Source organism: Octadecabacter antarcticus 307 (assembly GCF_000155675.2).
GTDB lineage: Bacteria > Pseudomonadota > Alphaproteobacteria > Rhodobacterales > Rhodobacteraceae > Octadecabacter > Octadecabacter antarcticus.
Genome location: NC_020911.1, coordinates 665,760 through 680,219, shown reverse-complemented (window position 1 = coordinate 680,219; position 14,460 = coordinate 665,760). Strand labels below are relative to the sequence as shown.

14 protein-coding genes are annotated in these 14,460 nt (G+C 56.3%); 10 read left to right on the top strand and 4 right to left on the bottom strand.

All coding sequences use genetic code 11. The features are described 5' to 3' along the window. Positions 1-2: 2 nt before the first annotated feature. The 6 genes from OAN307_RS03570 to OAN307_RS03545 all read left to right on the top strand — a co-directional run bounded on the left by OAN307_RS03570 (position 3) and on the right by OAN307_RS03545 (position 6,120). Entirely contained in the window at positions 3-842 is an 840-nt protein-coding gene (locus OAN307_RS03570; RefSeq protein WP_015498483.1) for a phytanoyl-CoA dioxygenase family protein, read from the top strand. Next, positions 839-1,810 carry a 5-dehydro-2-deoxygluconokinase gene (gene iolC / locus OAN307_RS03565; RefSeq protein WP_015498482.1) on the top strand — a complete coding sequence of 324 codons (972 nt, stop codon included), beginning with the start codon at positions 839-841 and terminating at the stop codon, positions 1,808-1,810. The genes OAN307_RS03570 and iolC overlap by 4 nt, the downstream gene beginning before the upstream one ends. Positions 1,811-1,824: 14 nt before the next feature. Beyond that, positions 1,825-2,679, top strand: coding sequence for a 5-deoxy-glucuronate isomerase (locus OAN307_RS03560; protein ID WP_015498481.1), 855 nt, complete (start codon positions 1,825-1,827; stop codon positions 2,677-2,679). 82 nt (positions 2,680-2,761) lie between these two features. Further along, a complete protein-coding gene (locus OAN307_RS03555) occupies positions 2,762-3,598 on the top strand; it encodes a class II fructose-bisphosphate aldolase (RefSeq protein ID WP_015498480.1) in 837 nt (278 codons plus the stop codon). Position 3,599: 1 nt separating this feature from the next. After that, entirely contained in the window at positions 3,600-4,592 is a 993-nt protein-coding gene (gene iolG, locus OAN307_RS03550) for an inositol 2-dehydrogenase (protein ID WP_015498479.1), read from the top strand. A gap of 37 nt (positions 4,593-4,629) precedes the next feature. Next, a complete protein-coding gene (locus OAN307_RS03545; protein WP_015498478.1) occupies positions 4,630-6,120 on the top strand; it encodes a sulfatase-like hydrolase/transferase in 1,491 nt (496 codons plus the stop codon). Between the two features lie 140 nt (positions 6,121-6,260). Here OAN307_RS03545 and kynU read toward each other — a convergent pair whose 3' ends face one another. From kynU to OAN307_RS03530, 3 genes are all read right to left on the bottom strand, one after another. Beyond that, a complete protein-coding gene (gene kynU, locus OAN307_RS03540; RefSeq protein ID WP_015498477.1) occupies positions 6,261-7,457 on the bottom strand; it encodes a kynureninase in 1,197 nt (398 codons plus the stop codon). A 38-nt stretch (positions 7,458-7,495) separates the two neighbouring features. Further along, positions 7,496-9,922, bottom strand: coding sequence for a GcvT family protein (locus tag OAN307_RS03535; protein ID WP_015498476.1), 2,427 nt, complete (start codon positions 9,920-9,922; stop codon positions 7,496-7,498). Between the two features lie 137 nt (positions 9,923-10,059). Continuing rightward, positions 10,060-10,317, bottom strand: coding sequence for a hypothetical protein (locus OAN307_RS03530; RefSeq protein ID WP_144055494.1), 258 nt, complete (start codon positions 10,315-10,317; stop codon positions 10,060-10,062). Between the two features lie 16 nt (positions 10,318-10,333). Between OAN307_RS03530 and OAN307_RS03525 the strand changes: the two genes are divergently transcribed. Then, a complete protein-coding gene (locus OAN307_RS03525; protein ID WP_015498474.1) occupies positions 10,334-10,672 on the top strand; it encodes a trimethylamine methyltransferase family protein in 339 nt (112 codons plus the stop codon). A 63-nt stretch (positions 10,673-10,735) separates the two neighbouring features. Beyond that, on the top strand, positions 10,736-11,653 hold the full coding sequence (locus OAN307_RS03520; protein ID WP_015498473.1) for an NAD-dependent epimerase/dehydratase family protein: 918 nt from the start codon (positions 10,736-10,738) through the stop codon (positions 11,651-11,653). 35 nt (positions 11,654-11,688) lie between these two features. On the opposite strand, the gene rpe is transcribed toward OAN307_RS03520, so the two are convergent. After that, the gene (gene rpe, locus OAN307_RS03515) at positions 11,689-12,378 is read right to left on the bottom strand and encodes a ribulose-phosphate 3-epimerase (RefSeq protein WP_044044457.1); all 690 of its coding nucleotides are present in this window, start codon (positions 12,376-12,378) and stop codon (positions 11,689-11,691) included. A gap of 139 nt (positions 12,379-12,517) precedes the next feature. On the opposite strand from rpe, the gene OAN307_RS03510 reads away from it, so the two are divergent. After that, a complete protein-coding gene (locus OAN307_RS03510; RefSeq protein WP_015498471.1) occupies positions 12,518-13,390 on the top strand; it encodes an AraC family transcriptional regulator in 873 nt (290 codons plus the stop codon). 80 nt (positions 13,391-13,470) lie between these two features. Then, a complete protein-coding gene (gene deoC, locus OAN307_RS03505; RefSeq protein WP_015498470.1) occupies positions 13,471-14,457 on the top strand; it encodes a deoxyribose-phosphate aldolase in 987 nt (328 codons plus the stop codon). The last annotated feature ends 3 nt before the right edge of the window (positions 14,458-14,460 follow it).

The window sequence follows — 14,460 nt, the reverse complement described above, 5'->3', positions numbered from 1 at the left end:
TGATGAAAAGCTACACCGCCAAAACCGCAACACCGGATGCTATCGTTGAAGAACTTCTCAACGGGGGCGGCGCTGTGAAAATCAGCGGTTTGTTCACACCCGAACAGATTGCAGATGCGCGCGCGATTATCATGCAGCATTCTGAGCAAGCCTCAGAAAAAGTCACGCACTTTCAAGGTGTTGCCGAACACGACGGCAAGATTGATCTGCAGCGCCGCGTTTGGAATCTGTTGGCCAAAGGCGACGTATTTTCGCAAATGGCGGCGCATCCGGTCTTGATGGATATCCTGCGCAAATTCCTTGGCACCGAATTCATTATGGGGTCCATCGCCGCAAACCGGATTTTGCCTGGTGGTCCGGGGCAAGAACCGCATGTGGATTACCCGTACTGGGACTACCACAAGCCGGAAACACACCCCATCGGGTTCAACGGGTCCTTTCCAATGAACGCACAAGTGTCCGTTATTCTTGATCCGTTTACCGTTGAAAGCGGTGCAACAGGCTACATGCCCGGAAGCCAAAAAGAGTTGCGCTACCCAACCGCAGAAGACAAGTTTTTCGACACCTGTTCCCAGATGATTGGTGAGCCGGGTGATGTTGCGCTATTTTACGGTGTGACGTGGCACTGCGCGATGCCCAACAAATCTGATCACGACCGCAACGCTGTGCTGATCCAATATCTGCCAAAATGGGTGAAACCGATGGAAGACATGCCCGCCGCGTTGCCACAATCGTTCATTGACGCGGCCAGCCCTGATATCCGTCAGCTTTTAGGCCTAAATTACCCCTACCCCGAGGTTTTAGACGCCGCAAAAGCCGGTAACACGATAGGTCGCAAATGAACGCAATCGACGGCATCAAAGCGGGGCGATTTATCGTCGTGGGACGGGTCGGAATGGACCTGTCACCAACGTTGCGTGGGCGCATAGAAGATGCGGTTGAAATGTCTGTGGCAATGGGCGGATCATCCGCAAATATCGCCGCTGGCTTGGTCAAACTTGGGCTGGCTGCGGATCTGCTGACCTGCGTGTCTGATGACGCCGTAGGGCGTTACTGCTTGAACCAACTGGATAATTACGGCGTTGGCCACAGCTATGTGCGCACCATTCGGGGCGAAGAACGCACCTCCCTCGCCGTGTATGAAACCCGCATCCAAGACCACCAATCGGTGATCTATCGCAACAACGCCGCTGATTTTCAGATGACAGTGGCAGATGTCGAAGCCGTGGATTACAGTCGATTTTCGGCCCTGATCACCGCTGGCACTGTGTTTGCTGCAGACCCGTCACGCACGGCTGCGTTCCGCGCGTTTGAACTGGCCAAGGCTGCTGGTATCCCGATTATTTTTGACGTCGATTATCGCCCCTATTCGTGGCCCTCTCCGGCTGTTGCCGCCGACGTGTTGTCGCGCGCAGGTGCACTGTCAGACGTGATCGTCGGCAATGACGAAGAGTTTGGTTTCATGGCGGGCCACATTGACAAAGGCTTGGATAAAGCCCGCGACTTGGCCGCGACCAGCGCACAAATGGTCGTCTACAAGATGGGTCAGAAGGGGGCTGTCACCTTTGCCGACGGCACTGAAATCCCCACCGGAATTTACCCAGTCGATGCGATTAAACCGACCGGTGCGGGCGATAGTTTTATGGCAGGCTTTCTCGCTGCGCTCGCGCAAGGGCGGCCCGTGCGCGACGCGATCCTACGCGGCTCTGCCTGCGCCTCAATCGTCGTCGCGCAGGCTGGTTGCGCACCCGCAATGCCCAATACCGATCAACTTGAAATGTTCCTACTCGACTATCCTGGACACACCTAATTAAGGACGACGCCATGCACATCGCGCCCCACGACAACCAAAACAAACCAATCGTTGATGCGGACGATCCAACCGTGCCGTTGAACTATTTCAACATCATCAAGTTGAAGGCAGGTGAGGCATTTGAATACCAAGTGCCCGGCTATGAAACCTGCATCGTTCCTGCCACTGGCACCGTGCATGTGGACGTCGAAGGCGTGCACTTTGCGTCACTGGGCAATCGCGGCACAGACGTTTGGGACGGAGAGCCCGAAGGCGTCTATGCGCCCGTCGGTGCCAAAGTCACGATTGTAGCCGTGAACGACACCGAAACGTTTATTGCAGGTGCGCGCTACGACAAGGTTCTAGACCCGTTCGATGTGCGTGTTGGCGGCATCGACAAAGTGCAATACGGGTCCGATGACACAAAAACCCACCGCAAAATCAAACACATCCTCGGCCAGAAGCAACACGATAAAGTGGGCCGTTTGCTGGTGTCGGAACTGTTCACCGTCGGTCAAGGCGGCTGGTCGGGTTTCCCCGCCCACAAACATGACACTGACCGACGCGACGACGTGGGCAACATCATCGAAACCCGTCACGATGAGACATATAATTTCCGCTTTCGCCCTGACCACGGGTCTGGCGTGCAGATTTTGCAACGCGAAGAAGGCAAGACAGGTGATGCCTATCAGTTGATGGATCGGTCCACGATCTGCATCGACAACGGCTACCACCCCTGCGCCGTCATGCCGGGATATGAGATGTATTATTTTACCATTCTCGGCGGGTTGTCACAGCGTTCACTGGTGCAATTCTTCCAACCAACGCACGCCTATCAGGTCGAAACCATTCCCGGCATCAAAGACATGGTCGCGAAGTTCAAATAGCCCCGCTTCCCGCTTCATCTTGGCAATAAAACGGCCCCGACTTTGTATTATCGGGTGTCGGCCAACCACAAAGGACGAACCGATGCCATTGGTCACTCTCAAAGACGTGCTGCAACCCGCGCTGTCAGGACACTACGCCGTCGCCGGTCTCGTGACCCTCGGCTGGGAAGATATGCGCGCCTACGTCGCCGCGGCTGAGGCAGAAAATTGTCCAGTGATCTTGCAGGCCGGTCCGGGGTGTCGTGAACACACACCGCTGCCAATCTTGGGCAAAATGATGCGCCACTTGGCGGAACGCGCGTCCGTCCCCGTCGTGGCACATCTGGACCACGGATATACATTTGATGAATGCCGTGAAGCGCTGGAGTCTGGCTTCACATCTCTGATGTTTGACGGGTCGCGAAAGCCGTTGCAGCAAAACATCGACGAGACGGCTGCGATTGCTGAAATGGCACATGCAGCGGGTATTTCGTGCGAGGGTGAGATCGGTTTTGTCGGCTATTCCGGTGGTGAGAATTCGGCGGGCACCGACCCTGCTGAGGCGGCAAAATTTGCTGCTGAAACCGGTGTGGATGCCATGGCAATTTCTGTTGGCAACGTGCATTTGCAAACCGACAAGGACGGTGGTCTGGACGAACCACGTATCCGCGCGATTGAAGCAATCACGGATATCCCATTGGTTATTCACGGTGGATCAGGTGTGCCAACTGCCCAGCGCACTGCGTTGGCGCGCAGATCAAATGTATGCAAATTTAACATTGGAACCGAATTACGTATGGCTTTCGGTGCTGCCTTGCGCGCATCAGTGAACAGTGACACGGATCGTTTTGACCGTGTGCAAATTCTCAAGGACACGCACGACCCGTTGGGCGCCGCAACACGCACAGTGCTGCGGGCGTTTATGGCAAAGGACAACTGATATGGTGCGGATTGGAATATTGGGCTGTGGGCGGATCGGGCAAGTCCACGCAGGAACGCTGCGCAGCATGGACGACGCGACGGTCGTGGCGGTGTCGGACTTCATGCCCGCCGCCGCTGAAAGCCTGGCGAAAAAATGCAACGCGAATGTGCGGAGCACGGATGAAATTATCGCCAGCGCCGACATCGACGCAGTGGTCATCGGCACGCCAACAGACACCCATTTCGACATCATTCAAGCGGCGGCACAGGCTGGCAAAGCAATCTTTTGCGAAAAGCCTGTGGATATGTCCGCCGACAACATCCGCACGCTGATGGGTGTTGTGAAATCATCGGGCGTTGCGTTTTTCACCGCGTTCAACCGCCGTTTTGACCCCAACTTTGCCAACGTGCAAAAGCGCATCGTTGCAGGCGAAATTGGCAGTGTTGAGATTGTGACGATCCTCTCACGCGACCCCTCCCCGCCACCCATCAGTTATATAAAATCCTCAGGTGGGATTTTTCGCGACATGATGATCCACGATTTTGACATGGCGCGTTTCTTGCTTGGCGAAGACCCGATCAGCGTGTTTGCTGTCGGGTCGGCCTTGGTCGATCCTGCAATCGGAGAGGCTGGCGATGTGGACACCGCCGCAGTGACCCTCACGACGGCCAGTGGAAAAATCTGCCAGATCAGCAATTCACGCCGCGCCACCTACGGCTATGACCAACGCATCGAAGTGCATGGATCTGGCGGCATGTTGCGGGCCGCAAACGTGTTGGAGAATACCGTGGACGTGGCAACAGAAAACGGGTTCCGCACCGCCCCGACAATGAATTTTTTCCTTGAACGCTACGAGGCCGCGTACCGGCAGGAAATGCAAACCTTCGTGGCGCATCTGGGTGACAAATCCATTGCCATTTCAGGCATCGACGACGGGCTTCGTGCACAGGTCATGGCAGACGGTGCGGCAAAATCGCTGGAAACGGGTCTGCCTGTCAGCCTCAACTTCTAAGCTATCGATGGGCGCAGTTGACGGCTAAGGTTGCCCGATGAACATTCTCTATATCATGTTTGACCAACTGCGGTTCGACTATCTGGTCTGTGCTGGGCATCCGACGTTGAAGACGCCAAACATCGACCGGATCGCAGCAATGGGTGTGCGGTTTAGCAATGCCTATACACAATCACCCGTTTGCGGTGCCGCGCGGATGTCGGCCTATACGGGGCGTTATGTCAGCAGCCATGGGGCGCAATGGAACGGTCATCCGTTGCGCGTTGGCGAACCTACTTTAGGCGATCATCTGCGTGATATCAGCGTGGGCTGCTGGCTGATCGGCAAGACCCACATGAACGCGGATGCGGCCGGTATGGCGCGGTTGGGGCTGGCGCCAGACAGTATTATCGACGCGCGACAGGCGGAATGCGGATTTGATGTCTGGTGCCGCGATGACGGACTTTGGGCGCAGGGACCGGACGGGCTTTATGATGCCAAGCGCAGCCCGTACAATGAATTTCTCAAATCCAAGGGTTACGGTGGCGACAACCCTTGGGCGGACTTTGCAAACGCTGGATCGGACGGCGAAGACATGGCCAGCGGCTGGTTCATGCGCAATGCCGACAAGCCTGCAAATATAGCGGAACAGGACAGCGAAACGCCGTGGCTGACCGGCCAAGCGATTGAATTTATGGAACAAGCGACAGGCAACTGGTGCGCCCATGTAAGCTACATTAAACCCCACTGGCCCTACATTGTGCCCGCACCCTATCACGACATGTATGGCGTCGATGACATCAAACCCGTGGTGCGCAGCGACAGCGAACGCACCGATCCACACCCGATTTACGGCGCCTTCATGCAGGGGCGCGTCGGCAAAACATTTAGCCGCGACGACGTGCGCGACACCGTTGTGCCCGCCTACATGGGGTTGATCAAGCAATGCGACGATCAGATGGGGCGCTTGTTGGCGTATCTAGAAGACTCTGGCGCTTTGGCCGATACGATGATCATCCTTACGTCCGATCATGGTGATTATCTGGGCGATCACTGGATGGGCGAAAAAGACCTGTTTCATGCGCCGTCCGTGAAGGTCCCGTTGATTATCTATGACCCTCGTGAAAGCGCGAACAGCACACGCGGCACCACTTGTGATGCCTTGGTCGAAGCGATCGACGTCACGGCAACCATCATTGACGCATCCGGTGGTGAGGTTCCTGAACACATCGTTGAGGGGCGCACATTGCTGCCCTATCTTGCGGGGCGTGTGCCAGCCCAGCCACGCAGCTTTGCGATCAGCGAATATGACTATTCCAAACATCCTGTGTGCAGCGCCCTTGGCACCACGCCGCGCGATGCACGTCTGTTCATGGTCGCAACCCACGACTGGAAACTGATCCATGCCGAAGATGGCTTTCCCCCTATGTTGTTTGATCTTTTGAACGACCCTGATGAACTGTGCGATCTTGGCCGCGATCCAGCATACACCGCCCAACGTGCGGCGATGTATGGTCATCTACACGGTTGGGGCCTGCGGATGTCCTAGCGCATCACGATTTCGGATACCGAGATCATTCATCAACGCGACCATGGTGGCGACACCGGCGTCAGTTTGGGCGTTTATGACCAAGACGACGTAACCGCGCGCGCGGCCACGACATATCTGGGTAAGGTCCCGCCGCGCCGTTAAGTGACGCGACCTTTTGCTTTGTATGCCGGATCGTCCCAAAGCCGATTGTCCAGCACATCGGCCAGAATATCCACGGCCGCAATGACATCGCCCTCGTCAATATAAAGCGGCGTGAACCCGAAGCGGATCAGGTTTGGCGCGCGGAAATCGCCGATCACATCGCGGGCAATCAGCGCCTGCATAACGGCATATCCGTTGTCGGACGCAAATGACACTTGGCTGCCGCGTTCCACACCGTCACGTGGCGAAAACAACGTCAACGAAGGACAGCGATCTTCGACCTGCGCGATGAACAAATCGGTCAGGCGGATTGACGCCGCACGGATGTCGGCCATATCCACGCCGTCCCAAACTGCCAGCGCGGATTCCAATGCCGTCAACTGCAAGACAGGCGGCGTTCCGACACGCATCCGTTCAATTCCCATGGCAGGTCGATAGCCTTGCTCGAACGCAAACGGCGCGTCGTGGCCAAGCCAGCCGGACAACGCGGGTTTGATCGTTTCGACAACGTCAGGTCGCACGTAAATAAACGCAGGCGCGCCCGGCCCACCGTTCAGGTATTTGTAGGTGCAGCCGACAGCGAATTCACAGTTGCAGCCTGCCAGATCAACGGGAACCGCCCCAGCCGAATGGGCCAGATCCCAGATCATCACCGCACCGACGCCGTGCGCTTTGGCGGTCATTGCCGTCATATCGTGCATCCGACCGGATCGATAATCCACCTGTGTAATCATCACCACGGCGACATCGTCTGTTATGGCCTCCATCACGTCCAGCGGGTCAACAATCCGCAACTCGTGGCCTTGATCCAATTGCGCAATCAACCCCTGCGCCATGTACAAATCAGACGGGAAATTGCCACTATCGGACAGGATAACCTTGCGCTCAGGGCGCATTTGCACGGCGGCTGACAGCGCCTGATAAACCTTCACAGACAGGGTATCACCCATGGTGACTGAATTTTCGGCAGCGCCAATCAGCTTACCCACCATATTACCAACCCGCATCGGCTGGCCCATCCAATCATCGACATTCCAGCCTTTGATCAAATGCGCGCCCCATTGGTCCGTGACCATGGATGACAGCGCCGCGTTCACAGATTTCGGCAATGGCCCCAATGAATTACCGTCGAGGTAGATCATGCCGTCCGGCAATTCGAACAGGTCTTTGCGGGGCAATGTCACGCTGGTCATCTTTTGGGCATCCTTTGATATGTTGTGCCGTCTCTACCTCAACTTCGCATCCGCGAGTAGTCCGGATCGTAGGGGCTGGTTGCGATGACTTTCGCCGCGACGCTGGTGCCGCAGAGGTCAAGCTCGAGTACAAATCCAGCATTCGAAAATTCCGGGACGACAAAAGCATAGGCAAGATTTATCCCGGTCCGATGCCCCCATCCACCCGACGTCACAGTGCCAACAACTTCGCGGCCAAACATAACCGATGCGCCGCCATGTGCAGGCGCTTTATCATAGTCCACTTGCAACGTCACAAGACGCTTCGCTGGCGTTTTGCGTTTCAGCAATGCGTCACGTCCAATAAAGTCAGGTTTATCGAGGCTGACAAAGCGATCCAAACTCGTCTCAAACGGATCAAATTCTGTCAGGATATCAGCTTTCCAATGCAGGAAGCCTTTTTCGAGCCGCATTGAGTCAACTGCCAGCCCACCAAACAATTTCATACCATGGATTTTTCCAGCCTCGCGCAAGGCGGAATAGGCCGCAAAAAGCGACGCATTGGGCACGTGGATTTCATAGGCCAGTTCACCCGAAAAACTAACACCCATAACAGTCGCTGGCGAAAACCCTATGAAACATTCGCGCAGGGATAACCACGGGAATGCCTTAGCGGACCAGTCTTCACGGCTGACCGTTTGTATAACCGCGCGGGCCTTGGGACCCGCCACAACAAGGATGGTCTGATCGTTGGTGAGCGAACGGATTTGCACGTCATCTTGCCCAATATGCGCCGTGAGCCAGTCCATATCATGGAATTCCGCAGCCGCCGCAGACCCGTACCAAACCCGATCGGCGCCGCGATCCGACGCGGGAATATTCGCGATGGTTGCCTCAGATTTCAGCATCCCGTGATGGTTGAGCAGATACGAAAGACCGATCCGCCCCTCGCGACGGTTCAACCGCCCGCAGGTCATGCGATCAAGAAATATGTGGCGATCCATTCCGGTGATTTCAAAGCGATTGAACCCGTTGACTTCACACAGACCGACAGCGTTTTGCACGGCGTCAACTTCGGCGGCGACGTGATTAAAACTCTCATCAAAGCCAAACCCGTGGGTCACGTGGAAGTCGGGCGTTGGTTTGATGAATTCAACCCGTTCCCAGCCGTTCACGGTGGTGAACTCAGCACCTTCAGCGGCCAGGACGGGCGTCAAAGGCGTTGTCTTGGCATTCCGACCAGCGGGGCGATGTTCGTTAGGGAAATGAAAGCGGAATTCGTTTTGGTAATCCTCAATTGCCTTCAACGCGGTCAATTCCACATTCGTGTGGCCACTAAATCGGCGCGGATCGATGCACCATGTGTCATAACACGCTTCACCATGGACGATCTGTTGCGCCAGCATCCAGCCGTAGCCGCCGCCCTCACCCAGACCGGCCCGCAATCCGATGATACAAAACGCATTGCGCTTTCCCGGGATCGGGCCAACCAGGGGTGCTCCGTCAATTGTATAGGTGATCGGGCCGTTAACGATGGTCTTGATGCCAACATCCATCAGCGCGGGCATGCGTTCAAACGCGCCTTCCAACACGTCCATCACGCGGTCCAGATCATCGGGGCACAACGCGTTGGCGAAATGCGGATCAATCCCGTCCATCCCCCATGTTTTACAATCCTGTTCGTAGAACCCGACCAGCAAGCCGTTCTTTTCTTGTCGGCAGTAATAATCCGAAATCGGGCAACGCAGCAGCGGCATACGGTGGCCTGCATCAGCAATCGCTGGGATGTCTTCGGTGACCATGTATTGATGTTCCATCGACACGACAGGGTGGTGGACGCCCATCATCGCACCGACTTCGTTGACGCGGTAGCCGCAGGCATTGATCACGATCTCGCAGGCGATGTTGCCCTTGTTCGTGTGCACGATCCACGTGTCGTCTGCCAGTTGGGTCAAGGATGTGACGGGCGTGTTGCGGTAGACCTCTGCCCCCGCTTTGCGGGCCCGCTGCGCCAATGCCTGACACAGGCTGGCAGGGTCGATATCACCGTCATTCTCATCCCACAGGCCACCCAACAGGTTGTCGGTTGAAATCAGTGGGTGACGGCGCGCGCATTCCGCCGCGTCCAGAATTTCGTATTCAACATCCATGCCACGCGCCATGGATGCGAAATGGCGATAGCCGTCCATCTGCGCGTCAGTGTTGGCCAAACGGATACCGCCATCACCGTGATTATAGCTAACGGGGTAGTCGGGATCATCACGCAGTTCTTTGTAAAGGTTGATAGAATGGGTCTTGAGCCCCACCATCGTCTGGTTCATTCCAAAATTTGTAACCTGCGCTGCGGAATGCCATGTCGTGCCGCTGGTCAACTCATCACGTTCGACCAGCACCACGTCTGTCCAGCCCTCTTGCGTCAGGTGATACAGGGTTGAACAGCCGGCGATGCCGCCCCCGATGACAACGGCCCTGGTCAGGGTTTTCATGGCGTGTTCTTCGCAATATGCACAGCAAACCTGACCAGATTACAAGGAGCAGCGCAATTGGGCAGAACATCAAAGAATCTATGATTTTGTTTTAATAAAGTATCTGAAATCCGACGCTTAGAAAGGGAAATCGCGCCTCAGCCATCTGCAAACAGCGCCTGATTGGTCGAGAATTCGAAGCCCCGCACGGGTTGCATCCCTGATCGGTGCAGCTGCGCTTCAATTTGGCGACCAATCTGAAAATCCGTTGCGCAACGCACAAACGGGCGGGCCTTTAGTGCATTCTGATCAGGAGCATCGTCCATCTGCAGCGCTGTCACCGGAATAAACGGATCGCGCAAAACCGGATGCTGTTCAACCCAATCAGCCTGCGCAACCGTATCTACAGCAAGCATCAAATCCACCGCGCGGATGCTCAGAGCAAGTTTTGAAGCATTCGTTCTGGACGATGGCATGTACGGCATTGAAGTCAGAGAAGAAAACCTCGGCTTTGATGCAATCCGCGCCGCTATTTTGGGCGATGGGCATTTTCTGGGGTCAAATCACATCTTCAACGCGATAGAACGGGATTATCATTGCCCGACACTGGCAGACCGCGAACAGCCCCGCACATGGGCCGAGGCGGGCGCGCAGGATGCATGGGCCCGCGCCAAAATCTGCACAATGGACATTCTAGCCACCCATAAACCCAGCTATTTGACCCCATCGCAAGACTCAAAAATCTGCGCGGCATGCAACATCTTGGCCTGACCCACCCTTGACGTTTGCCCGCCAACGGACGAGCGTGCTGATCGAAAAATGAAGGACGTCGTCATGGCCAAACTGCACAAGAAAATCGTTCTCACAGGGGCTTGTGGGGCCCTCGGAATGGAAATCCGCGCGACGCTTGCGGCATTGGCGGATCAATTGGTGTCAGTCGACATTGCGCAGGCCCCCACAACATTGCTGGATAACGAGGTATTCGTAAAGGCCGATTGCGCAAAATTCGATGACGTCCTACCGCTGATGGAGGGTGCCAATATGGCCGTGCATTTCGCCTCCATTCCCGATGAACGCCCGTTCGAAGACCTGCTTGGCCCGAATTTCATGTCGTCTTACAACGTCTGGGAAGCGGGCCATCAACACGGCGTTCAGCGTATCATCTACGCATCGTCCGTCCATGCGGTTGGCATGCATGAAAACGCCGCTGGAATTGATGCCGATGCGGACCACGCGCCGGACACGTTTTACGGGTTGGCGAAATGTTTCGCCGAAGACCTCGGCAAACTGTACTGGGCCAAGCGCGGGATGGAATCTGTTCACTTGCGCATTTTCTCTTGCACCGAAGCACCCCAAAACGCCCGCGCGTTGCGCACATGGCTAAGCTACGGCGACCTGCGCCATTTGGTCGACCGCGCGGTCACTGCGACGACGACAGGCTTTACAGTTGTGTTTGGTATTTCCAACAATGACCGCGCACCTGTGAACAATGCCAAAGCGACGTTTTTAGGGTTCCGGCCAAAAGACAACGCCGAAAACTGGGCCGACAGCCTGCTTGCATCCGCACCACCGGCCGACCCGTCGGATCGTGCGCAATTGTATCTTGGCGGGCCATTCGCAACCGTACCGTTGGGCGAAAGCGGCGTGGCAGGGATCAATGCACTGGCAAGTGCCGCAGAGACGGCATCGGGTGCCCAGACTGGGGCCAAAAAGCTGCCGTCGTTTCTGACCAAAAAGGTCATGAACCCTTAGATGATACCCGCGCGCGGTGCTCGCTTGCGCAGCGCCTAAAGCACACTTTGCGCCGCATCGCGGATTGCGCGGATATTGTCGCCGTAAACGTCAGGCTGCGCAACAGACCCACCCCGAAACACCGCAGAACCCGCGACCAATACGTTGGCACCAGCCTTCGCAACCAAGGGTGCTGTTGTTGAATCAATGCCACCATCGACCTGAATATGAATCGGGCGATCGCCAATCATCGCGCGGCAACGGGCCACTTTGTCAATCATCGCGTGGGTAAACTTCTGCCCACCAAAACCGGGATTGATCGTCATGATCAGAATCATATCGATGTCATCCAGAATATCGACGACGTGATCCAGCGGCGTTGTCATATTTAGCGCGACACCTGCCATCTTACCTTCGGCGCGAACCGATTGAAGCGACCGATGCAAATGCGGCCCTGCCTCGGCGTGAACCGTAATCATATCGCTGCCCGCTTTGGCGAACGCACCGATATACGGATCAGCTGGTGATATCATCAAATGCACGTCCATGAACGTCGTCACGTGGGGGCGAATGGCCGCCACAACGTTTGGCCCAATTGTCAGGTTCGGCACGAAATGTCCGTCCATCGGGTCAACGTGGATCCAATCCGCACCTTGCGCTTCAATCGCTTGAATTTCAGCACCAAGATTGGCGAAGTCTGCCGATAAGATGGACGGCGCAATTTTGATGGAACGGTCGAATGGCATGTCTGCACCTCGTTGTTTCGCACAATGACTATCGCGCAGCGCGGGCGTTGTCACGGGCCCGATTTGTCGCCAATCACCGTTTTTTAAGCCAAATGCAATCCGTCGTGCAATCCACCCCACAGCATGGTAATTTGATCCCATGGATCATATTGCCCTTTCCGCCAGTGACGCATTCGGACCGCAAGACGCCTTTGAATTCAGCCGCGCTGAACTTGACACCCGCCGTCCCCCGCTTTTGCATAATCAGGATTTTTATGAACTGATCTGGGTTCAAAATGGCACCGTGCGTCTGCATTTGAATGGTGGTCGACGCGACCTCACCGAAGGCGATTTGCTGTTTATTTCGCCGGGTCAGTTGCATGGCTTGCAAGGGCGTCACCCGAAAGGGGCGTCAGAACACACCGAACCTGCAATGGTGGTCTCGCTTGCCATTCGCCCCGGTGTGATAAAGTCGATTGGCAATCGCCATGGTGACCTGCGCGGCGTCGCATTCTGGGGCGAAGACACTGGCCCATTGGTCACGCACCGCGATATGCGCCAGCTTGCGGCGTTGAACCATTCGGCGCTAAAATTAGAACGTAGCCCGCGTCGGAAACTATACCTTGAGGCGTTTTTGATGCCGCTTTTGGTCTCTCTGGATCGCCCACCTGAGGGAATGTCGCAAGATGCGCCAACTTGGTTGATCACAGCCTGCGCCGCCGCCCAGACCCTTGATGTCTTTCGCAACGGTGCCGCTGGTCTCGTGGCCGCAACAGGACTTGCGCACCCACATGTGGCACGCACAATGCGACGGTTCCTAGGTGTGACGCCGTCAGATTATGTCAACACCCAACGTATGGACTACGCCGCCCGCCGCCTGACCGGAACGTCAGATCCGCTTGCTGAAATCGCGACCGATTGCGGGCTTCCCAACCTGTCACACTTCCACAAACTGTTCCTTGCGGCGCATGGCGAAACACCGCAGCGCTATCGCCGCGCACGCCAACAGGACCTAATCCAGCCGAGATCCTAACGTGCGGCCTACCGCTGCGTCGCCGCTTGCCAATGCCCGCCTCACATGGCACTATTTTCCCTCACAACACGGTGCGAGCGATGCAAACTATCCACCCCACAATGACTCATCTTCCAACAATCCAGGAACCGCGCAACAACGGGATTCCTTTGGATTTATCATGGGTTAAGTCCGTTCAGGCGAACACATCTGCCATTGAACGCCGCGCGGCGACCCTGCCTGGGCGACGGTCTGTCAAAAAGGATTATCAGGCGGCGTGGCTGTGCAAAGCCATTAGTCTGATGGACCTTACGACGCTGTCGGGCGACGATACCGAAGGCCGTGTGCGCAGACTTTGCGCCAAGGCACGCCAACCTGTACGCCCCGATCTGCTCAAGACCCTCGGAATGGAGGGGCTGACCACCGGCGCCATCTGTGTGTACCACGACATGGTCGAAACCGCCGTGGACGCACTGCGCGGCACCAACATCCCCGTCGCAGCCGTGTCCACTGGATTTCCAGCAGGCCTGTCGCCGTTCAAATTCCGCATCGCCGAAATTGGCGAAAGCGTGAATGCAGGCGCAGACGAAATCGACATCGTCATCACTCGACGCCACGTTTTGCAGGGCAATTGGCAAGCCTTGTACGATGAAATGACTGAAATGCGCGCCGCCTGCGGACAGGCCCATGTAAAGGCGATCCTCGCGACGGGCGAACTGGGTTCGCTGCGCAATGTCGCCCGCGCGTCCGTGGTCTGCATGATGGCCGGTGCGGATTTCATCAAAACGTCGACGGGCAAAGAAAGCGTCAACGCAACGCTGCCCGTGACCCTGACCATGATCCGCACGATCCGCGAATACCACGAACGCACGGGCTTTCGTATTGGCTACAAACCTGCGGGCGGCATCAGCAAGGCCAAGGATGCCTTGGTGTACCTCGCCATGATCAAAGACGAACTCGGCGACCGCTGGTTGCAGCCGGACCTGTTTCGCTTTGGTGCGTCGTCTTTACTGGGCGACATTGAACGGCAACTCGAACATCACGTCACGGGCGGCTATTCCGCCGGTTGGCGTCACGCGATTGGATAACGA

Bases quoted from the DNA above. Each gene is read 5' to 3' on its own strand.
- OAN307_RS03570 (WP_015498483.1), top strand. From the start codon at position 3: ATGAAAAGCTACACCGCCAAAACCGCAACACCGGATGCTATCGTTGAA.
- iolC (WP_015498482.1), top strand. From the start codon at position 839: ATGAACGCAATCGACGGCATCAAAGCGGGGCGATTTATCGTCGTGGGA.
- OAN307_RS03560 (WP_015498481.1), top strand. From the start codon at position 1,825: ATGCACATCGCGCCCCACGACAACCAAAACAAACCAATCGTTGATGCG.
- OAN307_RS03555 (WP_015498480.1), top strand. From the start codon at position 2,762: ATGCCATTGGTCACTCTCAAAGACGTGCTGCAACCCGCGCTGTCAGGA.
- iolG (WP_015498479.1), top strand. From the start codon at position 3,600: ATGGTGCGGATTGGAATATTGGGCTGTGGGCGGATCGGGCAAGTCCAC.
- OAN307_RS03545 (WP_015498478.1), top strand. From the start codon at position 4,630: ATGAACATTCTCTATATCATGTTTGACCAACTGCGGTTCGACTATCTG.
- kynU (WP_015498477.1), bottom strand. From the start codon at position 7,457: ATGACCAGCGTGACATTGCCCCGCAAAGACCTGTTCGAATTGCCGGAC.
- OAN307_RS03535 (WP_015498476.1), bottom strand. From the start codon at position 9,922: ATGAAAACCCTGACCAGGGCCGTTGTCATCGGGGGCGGCATCGCCGGC.
- OAN307_RS03530 (WP_144055494.1), bottom strand. From the start codon at position 10,317: ATGCTTGCTGTAGATACGGTTGCGCAGGCTGATTGGGTTGAACAGCAT.
- OAN307_RS03525 (WP_015498474.1), top strand. From the start codon at position 10,334: ATGCTCAGAGCAAGTTTTGAAGCATTCGTTCTGGACGATGGCATGTAC.
- OAN307_RS03520 (WP_015498473.1), top strand. From the start codon at position 10,736: ATGGCCAAACTGCACAAGAAAATCGTTCTCACAGGGGCTTGTGGGGCC.
- rpe (WP_044044457.1), bottom strand. From the start codon at position 12,378: ATGCCATTCGACCGTTCCATCAAAATTGCGCCGTCCATCTTATCGGCA.
- OAN307_RS03510 (WP_015498471.1), top strand. From the start codon at position 12,518: ATGGATCATATTGCCCTTTCCGCCAGTGACGCATTCGGACCGCAAGAC.
- deoC (WP_015498470.1), top strand. From the start codon at position 13,471: ATGCAAACTATCCACCCCACAATGACTCATCTTCCAACAATCCAGGAA.